General features: G+C 62.1%; 16 protein-coding genes. 9 read left to right on the forward strand and 7 right to left on the reverse strand.

The window, feature by feature from the left end; all coding sequences use genetic code 11:
- Positions 1-21: 21 nt before the first annotated feature.
- Complete coding sequence (locus AB7M16_RS27945; protein WP_260382430.1) at positions 22-750, forward strand: SDR family NAD(P)-dependent oxidoreductase; 729 nt, start codon at positions 22-24, stop codon at positions 748-750.
- A 62-nt stretch (positions 751-812) separates the two neighbouring features.
- Here AB7M16_RS27945 and AB7M16_RS27950 read toward each other — a convergent pair whose 3' ends face one another.
- From AB7M16_RS27950 to AB7M16_RS27965, 4 genes are all read right to left on the reverse strand, one after another.
- Complete coding sequence (locus tag AB7M16_RS27950; protein ID WP_453945666.1) at positions 813-1,295, reverse strand: MarR family winged helix-turn-helix transcriptional regulator; 483 nt, start codon at positions 1,293-1,295, stop codon at positions 813-815.
- On the reverse strand, positions 1,295-1,786 hold the full coding sequence (locus tag AB7M16_RS27955) for a MarR family winged helix-turn-helix transcriptional regulator (protein WP_172789280.1): 492 nt from the start codon (positions 1,784-1,786) through the stop codon (positions 1,295-1,297). The genes AB7M16_RS27950 and AB7M16_RS27955 overlap by 1 nt, the downstream gene beginning before the upstream one ends.
- Positions 1,787-1,941: 155 nt before the next feature.
- Entirely contained in the window at positions 1,942-3,504 is a 1,563-nt protein-coding gene (locus AB7M16_RS27960) for an indolepyruvate oxidoreductase subunit beta family protein (protein ID WP_453945667.1), read from the reverse strand.
- A 24-nt stretch (positions 3,505-3,528) separates the two neighbouring features.
- Positions 3,529-5,688, reverse strand: a complete 2,160-nt coding sequence (locus AB7M16_RS27965) for a thiamine pyrophosphate-dependent enzyme (RefSeq protein ID WP_453945668.1) — start codon at positions 5,686-5,688, stop codon at positions 3,529-3,531.
- 147 nt (positions 5,689-5,835) lie between these two features.
- Here AB7M16_RS27965 and AB7M16_RS27970 point away from each other — a divergent pair, with 147 nt between their 5' ends.
- The 6 genes from AB7M16_RS27970 (at position 5,836) to AB7M16_RS27995 (ending at position 12,406) form a co-directional block, all read left to right on the forward strand.
- Positions 5,836-6,942 (forward strand): cupin domain-containing protein, encoded by a 1,107-nt coding sequence (locus AB7M16_RS27970; RefSeq protein ID WP_453945669.1) that lies wholly within the window; start codon positions 5,836-5,838, stop codon positions 6,940-6,942.
- Positions 6,943-6,985: 43 nt separating this feature from the next.
- The gene (locus AB7M16_RS27975; protein WP_453945670.1) at positions 6,986-7,894 is read left to right on the forward strand and encodes a fumarylacetoacetate hydrolase family protein; all 909 of its coding nucleotides are present in this window, start codon (positions 6,986-6,988) and stop codon (positions 7,892-7,894) included.
- Complete coding sequence (locus AB7M16_RS27980) at positions 7,894-8,331, forward strand: acyl-CoA thioesterase (protein ID WP_453945671.1); 438 nt, start codon at positions 7,894-7,896, stop codon at positions 8,329-8,331. The genes AB7M16_RS27975 and AB7M16_RS27980 overlap by 1 nt, the downstream gene beginning before the upstream one ends.
- A complete protein-coding gene (locus AB7M16_RS27985; RefSeq protein WP_453945672.1) occupies positions 8,328-9,029 on the forward strand; it encodes a hypothetical protein in 702 nt (233 codons plus the stop codon). Before AB7M16_RS27980 ends, AB7M16_RS27985 begins: the two co-directional genes overlap by 4 nt.
- Positions 9,030-9,321: 292 nt before the next feature.
- A complete protein-coding gene (locus AB7M16_RS27990; RefSeq protein WP_453942833.1) occupies positions 9,322-10,767 on the forward strand; it encodes an IS1182 family transposase in 1,446 nt (481 codons plus the stop codon).
- 193 nt (positions 10,768-10,960) lie between these two features.
- Positions 10,961-12,406 (forward strand): IS1182 family transposase, encoded by a 1,446-nt coding sequence (locus AB7M16_RS27995; RefSeq protein WP_453942833.1) that lies wholly within the window; start codon positions 10,961-10,963, stop codon positions 12,404-12,406.
- A 295-nt stretch (positions 12,407-12,701) separates the two neighbouring features.
- Here the strand turns inward: AB7M16_RS27995 and AB7M16_RS28000 are convergent, their stop codons facing one another.
- The 3 genes from AB7M16_RS28000 to AB7M16_RS28010 form a co-directional block, all read right to left on the reverse strand.
- Positions 12,702-13,223 (reverse strand): Cache 3/Cache 2 fusion domain-containing protein, encoded by a 522-nt coding sequence (locus AB7M16_RS28000; protein ID WP_246570592.1) that lies wholly within the window; start codon positions 13,221-13,223, stop codon positions 12,702-12,704.
- Between the two features lie 343 nt (positions 13,224-13,566).
- The gene (locus tag AB7M16_RS28005; protein ID WP_453945673.1) at positions 13,567-13,986 is read right to left on the reverse strand and encodes a hypothetical protein; all 420 of its coding nucleotides are present in this window, start codon (positions 13,984-13,986) and stop codon (positions 13,567-13,569) included.
- Between the two features lie 343 nt (positions 13,987-14,329).
- The gene (locus AB7M16_RS28010; RefSeq protein ID WP_453945674.1) at positions 14,330-14,584 is read right to left on the reverse strand and encodes a hypothetical protein; all 255 of its coding nucleotides are present in this window, start codon (positions 14,582-14,584) and stop codon (positions 14,330-14,332) included.
- Here AB7M16_RS28010 and AB7M16_RS28015 point away from each other — a divergent pair.
- Positions 14,583-16,379, forward strand: coding sequence for a vanadium-dependent haloperoxidase (locus AB7M16_RS28015; RefSeq protein ID WP_453945675.1), 1,797 nt, complete (start codon positions 14,583-14,585; stop codon positions 16,377-16,379). The genes AB7M16_RS28010 and AB7M16_RS28015 overlap by 2 nt on opposite strands.
- A gap of 601 nt (positions 16,380-16,980) precedes the next feature.
- Positions 16,981-18,321, forward strand: a complete 1,341-nt coding sequence (locus AB7M16_RS28020) for an adenylate/guanylate cyclase domain-containing protein (RefSeq protein WP_036046399.1) — start codon at positions 16,981-16,983, stop codon at positions 18,319-18,321.
- The last annotated feature ends 86 nt before the right edge of the window (positions 18,322-18,407 follow it).

Consider the following 18,407-nt stretch of genomic DNA (forward strand, 5'->3'; position numbering starts at 1 on the left):
GAAACGCAGGGATAACCGAGCATGAGCCAGGTCCGCACCACCCTCATCACCGGCGGCAATTCCGGAATCGGCGAAGCGCTGGCGAAGAGCCTCGTGGACAAGGGCCAGCGCGTGGTCTCGGTCGGGCTGCACAGGCCGGACTGGACACACGATCTGCTCACGGCCTATTGCGCGGACCTGACCAGCCTCGAGCAGACGCGGGACGTTGCCCGGGAGATCGCCTCCAATCATGCGATCGATCGCCTCGTGCACAATGCCGGAATCATCCTGCCGAACCTGTTGCCCGACGCAAGGCCCGAAGACATCCTGGCGCTGGCGCAGCTGCATCTCGGCGCACCCATGCTCCTGACCCAGGCCGCGCTGGAGAGGATGAAATCGCGCCGTTTCGGCCGCATCGTATTCGTCAGCTCGCGCGCGGCGATGGGCGCCGTGACCCGCTCGGCCTATTCCGCCACCAAGGCCGGCGTGCACGGCATGGCCCGGACATGGGCGCTGGAGCTTGCGTCCAGCGGCATTACCGTGAACGTCGTCGCGCCGGGCCCGATCCTGACCGACAATTTCTGGGGCATCATCCCCAAGGATTCCGAGCGGCAGGAAACAATGGCGCGTAACGTCCCGGTCGGCCGGCTCGGCGCACGCGAGGACGTCGCGCACGCGATCGAATTCTTTCTCGACGAACGCTCCGACTTCGTGACCGGGCAGGTGCTCTATGTCTGCGGCGGCACCAGCCTCGTTGGCCTCGGCCCATGACGCCTATAAAATGACTCGTATCAAATGACGCGCGTCAAATGATGCGCATCGGATGACGCGCGTCAGATCTGGTTCTGCTTGACGTTTTCCATCATCTTGGCCAGCACGCGCGCGCAAGTCTCGATCTCGTCGGGATCGATGCCGGCGGTCAGGCGCTCGTAGTTCTTTGCCATGATCGGCCAGATCTTGCGCAGCAACGCCTCGCCGTCGGCGGTCAATGCCACGACCCGGCGGCGCTGGTCCTCCTCCGCGATCTCGCGCTTGACGAGACCGGCGGACACCATCGATTCGACCATGCGGCTCGCCGTCGATTGCTCGGTCACGGCGAGCACGGCGATCTCGTTGACCGTGAGCGTCTTGTAGATGAACAGCACCGACAGCGTCCGAAAGACGACGTTGTTGATGCCATGCTCGGTGAGATCGCGGTTCTGATCCAGGTTCCAGCGATTGGCCAGCCGATTGAACAGATAGGGAATGTAGGCGTAGAGCTGATCTCTCGACCTTGGCGGGCCGGATCTCCACCTGCTCCTGGATTCTCTTGCCATTAGCTTTTTCGACTTTGCTTCTTGCTGGGGGTTCGGATCTTGGCCGAAAGCGAGCGTAGCACCGACAGCGCCGCGTCGAGTTCCTTGGCCGAGATGTTCTCGAATTTTTGGCCGAGATGCTTCTTGTGCACGTCGGCGGCCTTCCTGAACAAAGCTTCGCCTTTCGGTGTGAGGCGCACGATGAACGACCTGCGGTCCTCACTCGACATTTCCCTGCTGATGAGATCGTCAGCGAGGAGGCGCTGCACCAGGCCCGAGACGTTGCCGCCTGATACCTTCAGGTTCTGCGACAATTGTCCGAGCGCAAGGCCGTTCCTGTCGCGGTCGAGCTGGGCCAGGACGTCGAATTTCGCCAGCGACAAGCCGAACTCGGCGCCGAGGAGGGAATTCAACGACGCGAAGATGTCTCCGTGCAGCGACAACAGCTGCAGCCAGAGCCGGGTCTCGATCTGCCCGAGGGGAACGATATTCTCTTTGAGTGCTGCCGGCATCGCATGACCAGGAGGGCGGGTTGGTCTGACGGAGATATTCCAAAGCTCTTTTCGGAGGTGATCGGGCCCCGATTAGCGCACCGGTCAGCGCAGTCAAGCAGCCCGGTTCTGACCAGCGTCGGTTGAACCGCAATCCTTCGCCGACGCCGGTCTCATCAGGCGAAGCTCTTGATGGTCTGGATGACGCCGTCGAGCTCCTTGCCGGGGCCGTCCTTGAGCGCCGCTTCGCGCAGGCGCCGGGCCCAATCGGCGGCGTCCTCGCGCTGTGCAACCAGCTTGATCGTGGCCAGCGTCCGGTCGAACTTCGACAGGCCGCGGCTGTGGGTATCGGAATAGCCCTTCACCAGCCGGCGGCATTGCAGGATCTCGACGCCGAGCTGGTAGTTGGTCCTGATAGCCTCGGTGGCGGCCTTGAGCCATTCGTCGCGATGCGCCGTCTCGATCGCATGGCGCCGTGAGCGGCGGCGCATGCCGCGAAGCCCGCCGACGGCATAGAGCACGAGAAACCAGGGCAGCGAATAGGTCCGCACCCGTCGTCCCCTGTTGATGCGGCGATCGAGCCAGCCCATCAGGCGCGGCTTGGTGTCGAGCCAACGTAAAGACACCGGCAGCATTCCCATGATCTCCTCGAGGCGAGGGTGCATGAACTCGGTGGTTTGGAGCACCTGGCCTTGGCCCAGCTCCAGCTCGCCCTCGATCCGCGCGCGGCGACTGGTGCGCGTCTTCAGGTCGGCAACGCGAATGACGTCGTCATAGGTCATGGCATTGGCGAGGTATTTTGCGGCCGTTTGGGTGAAGGCGAAGCTTCTGTCGATGCCGCCGGCACCACGATCGGCCGCGTGCAGCGTGCCGAGAATGTCGAGATATTCAGCGCCGTAGGCGATATCCTGGAAATCCACCACCTTGTTCAGGCCGGCCTGCGCCATGGACAGCGCTGCGTCCGGCAGCTCCCGTCTCGCACGTTCGAGCAACTTGCCCAGCTCTGCATCCGGCGTCGCAGGCGCACGGCTTTCGTTGCTCTCCTCGGCTCGCGGGACCTCGACGCCCTCCGGCGCCCCGGATCGGGTGCGATCGAACGCGGCTTCGAAAGTCTCGACGCTGGCCTTGGCGCCTTTGCCGCCGGCGCGGATCACCGACAGATAGCTGTCGCGATCGAAGGGGAGCACGCCGGTGGCCGCGAGCGCGCCGAACATCGCGGCTGAAATCACGCTCCCGTGCGCAATCGCCAGCGCGTTCATGTCGAAGATGATCTCGGTCTTGGCGGCGATGCCGATCGCGCCGGTGACGGCGCCGGGATCGGCAACGCCGTTGCCCGGCGCGATCTTCTCGCCGATGGCAAATGACCGGTGGTTGGACGCGATCAGCGTGGTGCGGTCCGGCGTCACCAGGCCGCGCAGGATCGAGCGCCCCGCCTCCATGAATTCGGCTGCCATCACCACGTCGACATCGCCGGGCGTCGGCATCAGCGAGAGGATCGGCTTGCGCCCATCGAGCGGCGGCATCGTTTCGATGTAGTAGATGGTCGCACCGGTGCGCTGCGCGACGCCGGGCACCGAAGTCGACTGCGCGACCCAGCCATGGTTCTCCGCAAGCTGGACGATCCAGTCGGTCAGCACGCCGCCGCCCTGACCGCCCATGGCCAGGATCGCGATCGAGATCGGGCGTTCGGTCGCTTCGCCGGCCGCGGGAAGCGCCAGCCGAACCGTCTCGTCCCTCATGCCAGGACCCTCATGCCAGGACCCTCATGCCAAGGCCCCGAATGTCGGCCGCCGCCGATCGCGCCGTCGCTGCAGCCAGCCGATCACCGCCATGGCGATCCTCGACTTGAGCGTGTCCCAGCGCGTCGGATTGTGAATGACGTCGGCGCGATAGAACGAGGGGCACAGCACGGCAGCCTCGGCGACCTCGCCGCAATTGCCGCAGCCGACGCAGGAATTGTCGATCGCGGCGACCGGATCGTCGCGCAAGGGATCGTCGAGCTGCTTCACCGAGAGCGACGGGCAGCCGGACAGGCGGATGCAGGCGTGGTCGCCGGTGCAGACGTCCTCGTCGACGCCGAAGCGTTCCTTGACGACCCGCTCCCCGTCCTTGATCGCCTTGCTCACTTGCGGCTTCACGCGGCGCTGCTTGTTCAGCATGCATTCGGAAGAGGCGACGATGACCTTGGGACCTTCCTCCTTGGTCGTCAGCGCTTCTTTCAACGTGTCGCGCATCCTGGCGACGTCATAGGTGCGGTCGATCTGCCGGACCCATTGACCGCCGATGCCCTTCACGGCCTGCACGATCGAATTGTTGGTCTTGCGGCGTTTGTTGACAGCGCGCGAGGACAGGATGTCCTGTCCGCCGGTCGCCGAGGTGTAGAAATTGTCCACGATGACGAACACGCCGTCATGCTTGTTGAAAACGGCGTTGCCGATGCCGCTGGTCAGCCCGTTGTGCCAGAAGCCGCCGTCACCCATCACCGCGATCGAGCGTTTGTCGGCCTTGACGTTGAAGGCCGAGGTCGAGGCTGGACCGAGGCCGAAGCCCATCGTGGTTGCGCCGATGTTGAAGGGCGGCAGGATGGAGAACAGATGGCAACCGATGTCGGCCGAGACATGGTGCTGGCCGAGCTCCTCCTCGACCAGCTTCATGGCCGCGAAGATCGGTCGTTCCGGGCAGCCCGTGCACAGCCCGGGCGGGCGCGGCGGCACGACCTGCTTGAGCTTCTCGACCGCCGGATGACTCAGCACGGGAGCGGCGTCCGGCGCCGGCGGCCGGTTGCCGAGCAGGCGCGGCTCCGTCTTCTCGAGGAAGTCCCTGATGCCGCCGAGCAGGACTTGCGCGGTGTAGTCGCCGCCCATCGGCAGCACGTCCTTGCCGTGGACGCGCGCCTGGATGTCCTTGCGCCGCAGAACGGTGTTGATCGCCTGCTCCAGATATTCCGGCTGACCCTCCTCGACGATCAGGACCGCGTCCTTGTCGATGCAGAAGTCCGCCACCTCGGCCTCGATCACCGGATAGGTGACGTTCATGACGTAGAGCGGGACTTGCGTGTTGCCGTAGGCGTCCGAGAGACCGAGATATTGCAGCGCGCGGATGACGTTGTTGTACATGCCGCCCTGCATGACGATGCCGACCTTGCCCCACGCCGGTCCCATCCGTTCGTTCAGCTTGTTGTCCCGGATGAAGCCGATCGCGGCCGGCATGCGTGTCTTGATCTTCTCCTGCTCGTGCTCGTAGGCCGCCGGCGGCAACACGATGCGATTGACGTCGCGCTTGGGATTGTTGAGCGCGTCCTTGATGGTGTGAGCCGGCCTGGCGTTGTCCTTGCAGGCAAAGCTGCCGTGCATGTGGCAGGCGCGGACGCGGACCTCGAGCATCACGGGTGTGTTCGAGGCTTCCGACAGCTCGAAACCCTTCTCGATCAGGTTGACGATGCATTCATGGTCGGGACGCGGGTCGAGCAGCCACATCTGCGATTTCATGGCGAAGGCGTGGGTCCGCTCCTGCATGATGGAGGAGCCTTCGCCATAATCCTCGCCGACGATGATCATGGTGCCGCCAGTGACGCCGCCCGAGGCGAGATTGGCGAGTGCATCGGACGCGACATTGGTGCCGACCGTCGACTTCCAGGCCACGGCGCCGCGCAGCGGATACATCACGGAGGCCGAGAGCATGGCGGCGGCCGCCGCCTCGTTCGCCGAGCTCTGGAACACGACACCGAGATCGTCGAGCACGTCCTTGGCGTCGGCCAGCACGTCCATCAGGTGCGAGATCGGCGAGCCCTGATAGCCGCCGACATAGGCGACGCCTGATTGCAGCAGCGCCTTGGTGATCGCGAGGATGCCTTCGCCGCGAAAGGTGTCGCCGTCGCCGAGCCGGAGATCCTCGACCTCGCGCGCGAAAGACCGTTCAGCCATTGCGTCCTCCAGAAATATGCATTACCATACTTTTACATGTAAAGTAAGTCAACGCCCGGGCATGCCGCCGTCGTGATATGGAAGCGGTCGTGACCGACGACAGGGCATCGATCGCACGATACCACGACACAGCACCTGGAGGATGAGATGCGGGAGAACGTGATCGGCCGCGCCAACGTCGAGGACACTCCGGAACTGAAGGCTTATTACAAGGACCTCGAGCGATACGAAGCTGGCGCCTTATGGACCGTCGCCAACAAGATCGAGCCGTGGCAGCCGCAATCGGCGTCCGTTCCCGTGCTCTGGCGCTACGAGGATCTGCGCGAGCATGTGCTGCGGTCGGTCGAGCTGGTGTCGCCGGAGAAGGCCGGTCGCCGCGTCATCTATCTCAACAATCCCGGTCGTCGCGAGGTGTCGGCTGCCGTCGGCTGGCTCTACTCGGGCCTGCAGGTCATGCATCCCGGCGAGGTCGCCACGGCACATGCGCACTCGGCCTCGGCGCTGCGCTTCATCATGGAAGGTTCGGGAGCCTACACCATCGTCGACGGTCACAAGATGACCCTGGGGGCCCGCGACTTCGTGCTCACGCCGAACGGCACCTGGCATGAGCACGGCGTCGACGCCGGCGGCTCGGTGTGCATCTGGCAGGACGGGCTCGACATTCCTCTCGTCAACGCGCTCGAGGCAAATTTCTTCGTGGTGCATCCGAAGGTCCAGCAGGAGGAATCCGGCTATCCGGTCGACGACATGACCAGGACCTGGGGCAACCCGGGCCTTCGCCCGGTGAACGCGCCCTGGTCGAAAGGCTATTCGCCGATGTTCAAATATGAGTGGGAGCCGACCTACGATGCCTTGAACAAATATGCCGCGGCAACCGACGGATCGCCTTACGACGGTATTCTCATGAACTACGTCAATCCGGTCACCGGCGGCCACGTGATGCAGACGATCGGCGCCAGCATGCAGTTGCTGCGGCCGGGCGAGACGACGAAATCGCATCGGCATACCGGAAGCTTCATCTACCAGGTCGCGAAGGGGCAGGGCTATTCCGTCATCGCTGGCAAACGCTTCGAATGGCGGGAGCGCGATATCTTCTGCGTTCCGTCCTGGGCCTGGCACGAACATGGCAATGCCTCGAAGAGCGAGGACGCCTGCCTGTTCTGCTTCAACGACCTGCCGGTCATCGAAGGCCTCGGTCTCTATCGCGAGGAGGCCTATGGCGACAATGCGGGCCATCAGCCGGTGGCCGCCTGACCGCCTCATTGGCCCGGGATTTCAACAGACGGATCAAGCTTCAATGCGTCTCGTAACCTATACTCTCGGCGCCGCCGGCGCCCGCCTTGGTGTTCTCGTCAACGGATTGGTCGTCGATGTCGAGCGCCTCGGCGCATCATTCGGCCTGGAATGGCCGAACGACATGATCTCCTTCATCGATAACAACGCCACATTGCTGCCGGCGCTTAAGAGTGGCCTGGAAAGCACCAAAGGACGCCTGCCGGCCGGCGCCGCGGTTCCGCTCGAAGACGTAAAGCTGCAGGCCCCGATCCCGCGGCCGCGCAAGAACATCTTCGGCATAGGGCTGAACTATCGCGCCCATGTCGCCGAATCCGCCAAGAGCCTGGATACCGACAAGGATTTGCCGAAACAGCCAGTCGTCTTCTCCAAGCCGCCGACCTCCGTGATCGGCCCGGGCGCGGCGATCCAGCACAATGCGAAGATGACGCAGCAGCTCGACTGGGAGGTCGAGCTTGCCGTCATCATCGGCAAGACCGCGACGCGTATCGTGCCCGAGAAGGCGATGGACCACGTGTTCGGCTATTCGGTGATGATCGACATCTCCGCGCGCGACAACCGCCGGGCCGGTCAGTGGATCTTCTCCAAAGGCATGGACACCTATGCGCCGTTCGGCCCCTGCATCGTGACTGCGGACGAGATTCCCGATCCGCATGATCTGCGGTTGTGGCTGACGAAAAACGGGGTCGTGAAGCAGGATTCCAACACCAAATACATGATCTTCGATATCCCGGTTTTGATCTCGGACATTTCGTCGGGCATGACGCTGGAGCCCGGCGACATCATCGCGACCGGTACGCCGGAAGGCGTGGGCGCGGGCATGAGCCCGCAGGAATGGCTGTGGCCGGGCGACGTGGTGGAAGCCGGGGTCGACGGCGTCGGTGTCATCCGGCATCCGGTCGTTGCGATCTGATGAGCGAGTTCTCCTTCGAGCGCAGGCTGCGGTTCGCAGACTGCGACCCCTCCGGAATCGCTTACTTTCCCTCCTATCTGAACATGTTGAACGGGGTGGTCGAGGATTTCTGGGGCGACATCGGATTTCCCTGGCCCGAATTGATCGGAAGCCGGAAGATCGGCACACCGACGGTGCATCTGGACTGCGATTTTTCCCGGCCGTCGATGTTCGGCGATCTCCTGACCTTCAAGCTGCGCATCGGCAAGGTCGGACGGGCCTCGCTTCACTTGGCGCACGTGGTCTCCGGCGCAGACGGCACGCGCTGGCGCGCCCGCCAGATTCTTGCTGCGACGTCGCTGGAAAATCATCATGCCATTCCCTGGCCCGATGATATTCGCGGCGCGCTCGAGAGGCATCGTCACGCGGACGAGGGAACGCAGGCGGTACCGTCATGATTTCGCTCTTCGTGACATTCTCCGATCCGGCCGGCGAGCGGCGGCTCCGTCCGGAGGACATGGCCGTCGCAGCCGAATTGGCTGGGTCGATCCCGGCGGTGACCGAGGCTTTGCTGTTCACGCCGCTGGAGCAGTCGGTCGATCATCCCTACAAGGCCGACGGCGCAGGTCCCGTGCTGGCGCTTCAGTTACGGTTTGACGATCTGTTCGCATGCGAGGCGGCGATGAACGGCGAGGGCAACCTCGCCAGGCTCGTGGCGGCAGTCGGATTGCCGAGCCTCACCGGACTGGGGGTCACGCACCAGGTGATGCTCACGCGCGCCTTTCCCGTCGACGTCGCCGCGCATCTGGAAGGCGCCGGCACGCCGTGCAGCTATCTCGTTCACTATCCCGGGCCTGCCGAAGACCTGAACGCCTGGCATTTGCACTATCTCGCGCATCACCCGGCGATCATGCGGACCTTCCCGGATGTCCGCCAGATCGAGATCTATACGCGCATCGATTGGGTCGACCGCTTGCCGTCGCGCCGCGTGGAGCACATGCAACGCAACAAGCTGGTGTTCGACAGCCCGGCCGCGCTCGCACGCGCCCTGAGCTCCGACGTCATCGCGCGCATGCGCGCCGACTTCGTCCAGTTCCCGCCATTTGCGGGCGGCAACAAGCATTTTCCGATGCTGACGCGGACGATCAGGCGCTAGCGGTGCGGCTCATAACGTGCGGCTAATGCACGCGGACAATAGACGTGTCGATCGTCTGCACGGCAGCATCGGCTTAGTGGCAAACCACTCGTAGTCCGTGAGTTCGTAGCGCATGATTCGGCCCCTTCCTTTGGGGGCCTTGAATCATGGCTCGGCTGTCAGGCTCGACAGGTCGCTAAGCACCCGGAAGCAGACCTATTATGCTCACCTTGAGTTTTGACGTTCATGACCCTGGCTGTGTGAAAAGCCACGAGTCGGTTACGATTCCTCCGTTTTCTGATGGAGGATACGGATGGGACGCTTCGTTGAAGGCGCGGACAGATCCCAGCTGACGCTCTTGCCGGAATGCCTGGAGGATTGGGTAAGTGAGGACAACACGGTCCATGTGATCGATGCGTTCGTCGAAGCGCTCGACCTGCATGGACTGGGGTTTGAGCGTGTGATCGCCAAGGAGACGGGCCGGCCTTCCTATCATCCGGCAGTGCTTCTGAAGCTTTACATCTACGGTTATCTCAATCGGGTGCAATCCAGTCGCCGCCTGGAACGTGAGGCGTGCCGCAATATCGAGGTGATGTGGCTGATCGGCCGCCTGGCTCCCGATCACAAGACGATCGCCGATTTCCGGAAGGACAATGGTGCGGCGCTTCGGAAGGTTTGTGCGAAGTTCATTGCACTATGCCGGCAAATGGGCCTGTTGCAGACCTCAAGCGTCGCAATCGACGGCAGCAAGTTCAAGGCGGTGAACAACCGCGACCGCAACTTCACGCATGCCAAGATGGCGAGGCGGATGGCGCAGATCGAGGAAAGCGTCGGTCGATATCTGCGTCAACTCGATAGCGCCGATCGGCAGGAGCCATCGGAAGCGATCAGCATCAAGACGACGAGGATTAAGGAAAAGATCGCTCGGCTGAAGCAGGAGATGGGCCGCCTGGAAGTGCTCGATGCGCAGATGCGCAACACGCCGGATCAACAGATATCGCTCACCGATCCGGATGCCCGTTCGATGGCCACCAGTGGACGCGGATCAGGTGTCGTCGGCTACAATGTCCAGGTCGCGGTGGACACCGAACACCACCTGATTGTTACGCATGAGGTCATCAACGTCGGCAACGACCGTGGGCAGCTTGCTCGGATGTCGAAGCAAGCCAAAGAAGTGCTCGAAGTGGACAAACTGGAGGCGGTCGCCGACCGTGGCTACTTCGACGGAGAGGAGATATTGGCCTGCAAAGAGGCTGGCGTTGCAGTCACGCTGCCCAAGCCCATGACGTCGAACGCCAAGGCGGAGGGTCGGTTCGGCAAACAGGACTTCGCCTATCTACCTGACGAGGACGTCTACCGTTGCCCGTCCGGCCAGGTGCTGCCCTATCGCTATACCAACATCGAGCATGGAATGACGCTGCGCCGTTACTGGTCGACAGCAGCGTGCCAAGGCTGCGCAATCAAGAGCCAATGTACGCCGTCCAAGGAGCGCCGCATCACACGCTGGGAGCATGAGCATGTGGTCGAGGAGGTCCAGAGACGGCTCGATTCCGACCCCGACGCCATGCGGAGGCGGCGCGAGACGGTCGAGCATCCCTTCGGCACGATCAAGGCCCGTATGGGGGCGACCCACTTCCTGATGAAGCGCCTACGGAACGTCGCCGCCGAAATGGCGCTGCACGTTCTCGCCTATAACCTCACACGGGTGATGAACATCGTCGGCAAACCGCGCCTGATTGCAGCCATCCGCGCCGCCTGAAGCCCGGAAAGTACGTCCAAAAGCGCAATACCGCCTCGCGATACCCGCTTTGGCCGTCATTGGGCGATCCGACGCGAGAACCTCAGCCGCCTGCAGTGATTGGCGACCCACGGCCGCGTGCCGACCATCCGTTTGCACACAGCCAAGACCACGAGTCGGTTACGATTCCTCCGTTTTCTGATGGAGGATACGGATGGGACGCTTCGTTGAAGGCGCGGACAGATCCCAGCTGACGCTCTTGCCGGAATGCCTGGAGGATTGGGTAAGTGAGGACAACACGGTCCATGTGATCGATGCGTTCGTCGAAGCGCTCGACCTGCATGGACTGGGGTTTGAGCGTGTGATCGCCAAGGAGACGGGCCGGCCTTCCTATCATCCGGCAGTGCTTCTGAAGCTTTACATCTACGGTTATCTCAATCGGGTGCAATCCAGTCGCCGCCTGGAACGTGAGGCGTGCCGCAATATCGAGGTGATGTGGCTGATCGGCCGCCTGGCTCCCGATCACAAGACGATCGCCGATTTCCGGAAGGACAATGGTGCGGCGCTTCGGAAGGTTTGTGCGAAGTTCATTGCACTATGCCGGCAAATGGGCCTGTTGCAGACCTCAAGCGTCGCAATCGACGGCAGCAAGTTCAAGGCGGTGAACAACCGCGACCGCAACTTCACGCATGCCAAGATGGCGAGGCGGATGGCGCAGATCGAGGAAAGCGTCGGTCGATATCTGCGTCAACTCGATAGCGCCGATCGGCAGGAGCCATCGGAAGCGATCAGCATCAAGACGACGAGGATTAAGGAAAAGATCGCTCGGCTGAAGCAGGAGATGGGCCGCCTGGAAGTGCTCGATGCGCAGATGCGCAACACGCCGGATCAACAGATATCGCTCACCGATCCGGATGCCCGTTCGATGGCCACCAGTGGACGCGGATCAGGTGTCGTCGGCTACAATGTCCAGGTCGCGGTGGACACCGAACACCACCTGATTGTTACGCATGAGGTCATCAACGTCGGCAACGACCGTGGGCAGCTTGCTCGGATGTCGAAGCAAGCCAAAGAAGTGCTCGAAGTGGACAAACTGGAGGCGGTCGCCGACCGTGGCTACTTCGACGGAGAGGAGATATTGGCCTGCAAAGAGGCTGGCGTTGCAGTCACGCTGCCCAAGCCCATGACGTCGAACGCCAAGGCGGAGGGTCGGTTCGGCAAACAGGACTTCGCCTATCTACCTGACGAGGACGTCTACCGTTGCCCGTCCGGCCAGGTGCTGCCCTATCGCTATACCAACATCGAGCATGGAATGACGCTGCGCCGTTACTGGTCGACAGCAGCGTGCCAAGGCTGCGCAATCAAGAGCCAATGTACGCCGTCCAAGGAGCGCCGCATCACACGCTGGGAGCATGAGCATGTGGTCGAGGAGGTCCAGAGACGGCTCGATTCCGACCCCGACGCCATGCGGAGGCGGCGCGAGACGGTCGAGCATCCCTTCGGCACGATCAAGGCCCGTATGGGGGCGACCCACTTCCTGATGAAGCGCCTACGGAACGTCGCCGCCGAAATGGCGCTGCACGTTCTCGCCTATAACCTCACACGGGTGATGAACATCGTCGGCAAACCGCGCCTGATTGCAGCCATCCGCGCCGCCTGAAGCCCGGAAAGTACGTCCAAAAGCGCAATACCGCCTCGCGATACCCGCTTTGGCCGTCATTGGGCGATCCGACGCGAGAACCTCAGCCGCCTGCAGTGATTGGCGACCCACGGCCGCGTGCCGACCATCCGTTTGCACACAGCCAAGACCCAAGGCAGACATTCCGCTGGTTCCGGGAAGCGCGAACGCAGACTTGTAGTCACCGATCCAATCGTTTCGCGCCCTCACCCCGCGCCGAGCGCGGTTGGCATGGACGTTGAAGCACATTGGCGGCACGACAGACCGCAGAGGCGATCTATTTCAGATAGCCGACGTAGTAGATGCCGACCACGTTTTGCGAGGCATCCCGGATAGGCTTGTAGCCTGTGACGTAGGGCTTGCCGAGGATGTCGACCTCGCCATAGAAAGCGTCGCCCTTCCTGATGGACTCGATCGCCTTGCCCTTGGGATCCAAAATAGTTCCGATCGCTCGGGAGCCATCATCTTTCTTCACGTTAGTCGCGACCCGAACATACTCGTCACCGCTTCTGACGAAAATTGTGGCCGTGCCCTGCGCTTTCCTCACGACCTCGTCGACCAGGTCGAAACTATTGTTCATCTTTGCCGAACCAAAATAAATGACAGGTACCTCCTTGCCTGCAACGGGTTCAGTACCTTCGACCCTTGGCGGACCAAGCTGGGCCGCGATCGACACCAAGAGGTCCATGGCCGCCTTGATTCTCGGGTCCTGAGGTTCGGTTGGCTGAGCCAAAACTGACGTGGTCCAGGTGAGACACGCGGCGGCAAACATGCGGATTGCGGTTTGCTTGAGTTGCATGAGGTCTCCTCCTTTCCTGGAAAGGCAGCGATACCTCTGGATGACTCGGATCTGGGGCTCTTGCGCACAAAGTGCGTCGTCAGTTCGCATTGCGAGCCGCATGGCGACTCATACAAACGTATCCGCTACCGATGTGAACCTTGCGGGAATCTCAACTCCCGTCGGATATCCCTCTTTGTTCAGCGCACTGATCCCAAAGTTCAGGCGATGAGGCAAAAAGTCGCGCGCCGGAGGTAAAGGTGGTTGGAAATGAGTCAGCGCTTCTAACCCGAAGCTCCCGACCGCTGGTCAAAACGGAGCTTTTGATCCAATTCGGAGCTGGACGGGCGCCACTGCGGTTCAACTACGGAAGTCCTTTGGTCGCCGTAAAGGGATTGAACCCGCGTTCTGCAAGAGCAGCCCACGAAGCAGCGCCAAGATGTGGCAATCGGAAATAGAGTCGTGGCTTGGCCGGATCGGTATCCAGCATGAACCCGGTCGGTAGCGCTCGGACACTTGTGGCATAGAACCCGCCATCCGGCGACCTCTGGGATTCGATGACAGCGACCAACGATTTCGCCTCCGCAGCCCTGCCGAGCAATTTCAGCAAGAGAGCCATTTGGCTTGTCCCTTCGGTCCACACACCATCTCGGTCTTCACCGTAGGCGTTCCGCAGCCGTCCATCATGCCAGCTCCGGTCGTTGTCGATGGCCCAGAGAATCGCCGCGCCGATGCGACGTGCTTTGTCTTGCTCACCGCAACCGACCAATGCGATGGCGGCCACCGCATTGTCATAGAGGTATGCGGCGCCATGGAGAGGCCCCGAGTTCACGGTTGGATAGCTGGGCAAGAACAACGGCCCTGGCGGTGCCTTATCGATCAGGCCAGCGAGGTACCCGCATGCAGACGCTTCTGGTGTTGCCAGAGCCGGTCGTGGAGTGGCGACCACAATGATTATGAAAGTCGTTAGGATGCATACCAAGGAAGTTATTCGGGCCACTTGTCGTTCTCCGGGTGGCGGCTGATCCTAACCCATCGGCGATGTCTGGAAGTGGCCCCGTTGCAGAACAAGCTGCTGGGCTCTCCAACGGTCGGCTTTTGCTCCTAAGCGGAAGTCGTCCAAAGATTCAGGCGTCTTTTCCGGACGCACGAGATCGTGTACTCTTTAAATAGCTGTCGTCGCGGGCGAGAATGCCGAATTCCTCGCGGGACTGAACGGACAGCAGTCGTGCCATCGGCAGCATTGCACTCGAAAAACCGACTTCCTTTTTCGCCGGTCCTTCAGCATTCGCATTCCAACGCGGGTGTGCGCAAGGCGCGCCCGGATGCTTTGAATCTGAAACGCGGGCCCAGAGCGTGCCTGCGAGGAAGGAGATCTCCATGGCTGACCACCCCACTATTTCGACTGTATATGACCTGGCATCGCCGACCCTGCCGACCACGGCGGTCACTCGCCGCTCGCTCCTCGGCGGGGCCGGCATCGCAGTTGGCGCCGCCGTGCTTGCGTCTCCGCCGGGTATGTCCGGAGTAGCCCCGGCCGCGGCGCAGACCGTGGGCGTGGGCATGGAGGCGCGACCGCTCGACGCGGCGTTCAAGCGCCGCGCCTTCGAAGTCCGAGCGGCCTGCGCGAGCAATAACGAGAAAATTCCCATCCCGCCCCACCCGGCGAATGGCGATGAGGCGCGCTACACCAACAAGATCGGCTCCGATACGCGGGGCCTGCCGCACGACAAACGCGGCGAAGTGGAACAAGCTGCTTGGCAGGCTTTCTATATTGCTTGCCAGTCGGGCGATCCCGCTGATTTCGAGAAAATCCCGCTCGGCGGCACGCGCAAACTGGTCAATCCGGTAGGCACGCTGGCCGTCAGCCTGAGCGGCATGAACCCTACTCAGATTGCGCTACCGCCGGCGCCGGCCCTTGCAAGTGCGGAGCGCGGCGGCGAGGCGGTCGAGGTATACTGGCAATCCCTGCTTCGTGATGTTCCGCTTACCGAGTTGCGCGACGACACCTCCAACCGCGACGTGCTTGCAGCGACCGAGGAAATCAACAAGCTTGCGGATTTCCGCGGGCCGAAGTCTGGTGGTCGGGTCACACCCGGGACGCTGTTCCGTGCCAATGCGCTTTACTTCGACCCGACTGACCCGAAGGGTCGCTCCGTCACGCCTCTGGGTGTTTTGGACGGCCCGCTGATCTCGCAATTCCTGCTCCGGGACGTGCCCAACGCCGCACAGTGGGTCAGTGCTCAAATTCGCACCCCGTCGCCCGCCAACGAATTCCTGACCGAATATGAGGAGTGGCTGGCGATCCAGAATGGCACTCCACCGAAACGCAGGCTGCAGTTCGACACGACACCGCGATACGTAGCGACAGGAAGAGATCTCGCCGAGTATGTCCACAGTGGTCCTGCATTTGGGTGGGCGGCAGCACTGCTCCTTGCAACACCCGGCGGTGGGACGGACCAACGCTACTCCGGGATGTATCCACCGGCCGAGCCCGCGTCCTACCCATCGGACCCGTATCGAAAATCGAAAACCCAAAACCCTGGAGCTGCCACCTTCGGGTTGCCCTATCTGCAGGCACTAGTCGCTATGGGGATCAATAACTCCGCCCGCGCGTCCTACTGGCAGAAGTATTTCGTGCACCGGGCTGTACGACCGGAAGCCTATGGCGGTCTCGCCCACCATCGCCTCGCCAATGGCGTGAGCGACTACCCGTTGCACGATAACTTCCTGAGATCGGAAGCCCTCGATCGCAGCAAAGGCAGATACGGCACCTATCTTTTGTCACAAACCTATCCGGAGGCCGCACCCTTCCATTCCAGCTATCCCGGCGGTGCCACGAGCGTTGGTGCCGTCGCAGCTACCCTATTGAAGGCATTTTTCGACGAGAGCCGCGTCATCGCCAACCCGGTGCAGCCCGATCCGGCCGACCCGACGAAACTGGTGCCCTATAACGGGCCGCCGCTCACGGTGGGTGGAGAGTTGAACAAGCTCGCGGCGAATTACGGTTTCGGACGGAATTGGGCGGGCATCCACTGGCGTTCCGACGCCTCCGCCTCAATGGCGATCGGCGAAGAAGTGGCTATCGGCATGCTGCGGGACGAGCGCATGACCCTCCGCGAACCTTTCGAGGGCTTTTCCTTCACGCGCTTCGACGGCAGCCGCGTGACGATCTGACAGCAGTCGGGCGACGCCCCCTGCCGTGGTGCGCCGCCCCGGTCCTGTGCAGAGTAGTGGAAGCGTTTATGCCCGACAGCCTATTGGTGGGAGCTGAGCGCGGCGCCTGCTCAATCAACGAGGACCCAAGCCGGGGGCGACTATCGTTCTGATCGTCTTATGATGCGTGGTTGACCTGACTCGTGAACCGCAAACTTTCAATGACCGGAGCAGCCCACCAAAGCTTGCTTACCAACAATCTTAAAGACAGCGAAATTGCTCGGCATCGAGATTCCGGCATCCTTTCTCGACTGTGCCGACGCGGTGATCGAGTAGGCACAGTCCACTTCCGGAATTGGCCCATCGTGTCACATTGCATCGCCGCACCAACTCGGTAGCTTTCGGGACGAAGCCGACATCAAAGGGTGAGCAAGATCGGCCGGACCGGTCGCGTTTGACCCGAAACGCACATCGCGGCCGCACCTGGCGTCACCCTGGGTTCCCCCAGTCGCGCCGGTACTTACGGGTGGGCGGCAGCCAAATTCTCCACCGAATTTCGCTAGCCTGACGCGGAATGAGGTGCGACACTCGCGCCGCGCGGTTTGTCCCGCAGTAGGCCACCATGGCTGACATCCCGGCCACTCACTATGTCAAAAGTGACGACGTCCATATTGCCTATCAGGTGATGGGCGACGGTCCGCGCGACCTGCTGTTCGTCCCAGGTTTTGTCTCCAATGTCGAAGCGCTCTGGCAATCGCCGGCACGCGCTTCCTTTTTCCGCAAGCTTGCAACGTTTGCGCGGGTCATCACGTTCGACAAGCGCGGCACCGGAATGTCCGATCGCGGTTCCCAGATCTTCACGCTTGAACAGCGGATGCACGACGTGCAGGCGGTGCTGGACCAGGTTGGTTCTCAGCGGGCCACCTTGTTTGGCGTGTCCGAGGGCGGTCCGATGTCGCTGCTCTATGCCGCTACGTATCCCGAACGCACGTCAGCTCTGGTGCTTTGTGGCACTTATGCGCGACGCTCGTGGGCCCCTGACTACGCATTCGCGTGGACCGATGCGCAGTGGAGCGCTTTCCTCGATGACATTGAGCACCATTGGGGTTCGGCAGATGCGATGAGTTTGCTGATGTGGGCGCCTAGCCTCGCTGGCAATAAGCAGGCACTTGAGCAAACCGCCGCCTACTTCAGGGCCTCGGCAAGCCCAGGCGCGGCATCGGCGATCATGCGCATGAACCGGGAGATCGATGTCAGGGACATCCTGCCCGTGACGCGTGTGCCGACCTTGATTTTGCATCGCACCGATGAGCGCGTCATTGACGTGAAGCATGCGCGCTACATGGCGCAGCAGATTCCTTGCGCCAAACTGATTGAGCTCAGCGGTCAGGACCATATGGTCTGGGTTGGCGATCAGGATGCAATTATCAATGAGGTCGAAGAGTTCGTCACCGGGCATCGGCAAGCAGCTGAGCCGGACAGGGTGCTTGCAACTGTGCTGTTTGTCGACATTGCGGGATCGACGGAGCGCGCGGCCGCTCTCGGCGACGGCGCCTGGCGCGTGCTGCTGGATGCGTTCTATGCCAAAGCTCGGGGCGTGCTCGGTCAGTATCGCGGCCGCGAAGTCAATACCGCCGGCGACGGTTTCCTTGCCACGTTCGATGGCCCTGCGCGCGCTGTGCGTTGCGCCAGCGCAATCGGCGACGCGGTGCGCCCACTCGATCTGAAGGTCCGTTGCGGTTTGCATACCGGCGAGTGCGAATTCGTCGCTCACGATATTGTTGGCATTGCCGTGCATATTGGTGCACGTGTGGCGGCGCTAGCTGCCCCGGGTGAAGTTCTGGTCTCACAGACGGTTCGCGATCTCGTGGCAGGCTCCGGATTGACGTTTGAGGAGCGCGGCCGCCACATTCTCAAAGGCGTGCCCGACAAATGGCGTCTGTTCCGTGCGGTAACGACCTAGCACGTCTTCCCGCCATGCGGTCAACGCACCGCTTCCGAGAGCTGAGCGGAATAGCATCGCGGATCTGCCCAGGTCAGCCTTTGACC

This window comes from Bradyrhizobium sp. USDA 372 (assembly GCF_053629095.1).

Coding starts and splice junctions, on each gene's coding strand:
- AB7M16_RS27985 (WP_453945672.1), top strand. CDS start 8,328: ATGATTTCGCTCTTCGTGACATTCTCCGATCCGGCCGGCGAGCGGCGG.
- AB7M16_RS27945 (WP_260382430.1), top strand. CDS start 22: ATGAGCCAGGTCCGCACCACCCTCATCACCGGCGGCAATTCCGGAATC.
- AB7M16_RS27995 (WP_453942833.1), top strand. CDS start 10,961: ATGGGACGCTTCGTTGAAGGCGCGGACAGATCCCAGCTGACGCTCTTG.
- AB7M16_RS27980 (WP_453945671.1), top strand. CDS start 7,894: ATGAGCGAGTTCTCCTTCGAGCGCAGGCTGCGGTTCGCAGACTGCGAC.
- AB7M16_RS27960 (WP_453945667.1), bottom strand. CDS start 3,504: ATGAGGGACGAGACGGTTCGGCTGGCGCTTCCCGCGGCCGGCGAAGCG.
- AB7M16_RS27965 (WP_453945668.1), bottom strand. CDS start 5,688: ATGGCTGAACGGTCTTTCGCGCGCGAGGTCGAGGATCTCCGGCTCGGC.
- AB7M16_RS27975 (WP_453945670.1), top strand. CDS start 6,986: ATGCGTCTCGTAACCTATACTCTCGGCGCCGCCGGCGCCCGCCTTGGT.
- AB7M16_RS28020 (WP_036046399.1), top strand. CDS start 16,981: ATGGCTGACATCCCGGCCACTCACTATGTCAAAAGTGACGACGTCCAT.
- AB7M16_RS28015 (WP_453945675.1), top strand. CDS start 14,583: ATGGCTGACCACCCCACTATTTCGACTGTATATGACCTGGCATCGCCG.
- AB7M16_RS28010 (WP_453945674.1), bottom strand. CDS start 14,584: ATGGAGATCTCCTTCCTCGCAGGCACGCTCTGGGCCCGCGTTTCAGAT.
- AB7M16_RS28000 (WP_246570592.1), bottom strand. CDS start 13,223: ATGCAACTCAAGCAAACCGCAATCCGCATGTTTGCCGCCGCGTGTCTC.
- AB7M16_RS27990 (WP_453942833.1), top strand. CDS start 9,322: ATGGGACGCTTCGTTGAAGGCGCGGACAGATCCCAGCTGACGCTCTTG.
- AB7M16_RS27955 (WP_172789280.1), bottom strand. CDS start 1,786: ATGCCGGCAGCACTCAAAGAGAATATCGTTCCCCTCGGGCAGATCGAG.
- AB7M16_RS27950 (WP_453945666.1), bottom strand. CDS start 1,295: ATGGCAAGAGAATCCAGGAGCAGGTGGAGATCCGGCCCGCCAAGGTCG.
- AB7M16_RS27970 (WP_453945669.1), top strand. CDS start 5,836: ATGCGGGAGAACGTGATCGGCCGCGCCAACGTCGAGGACACTCCGGAA.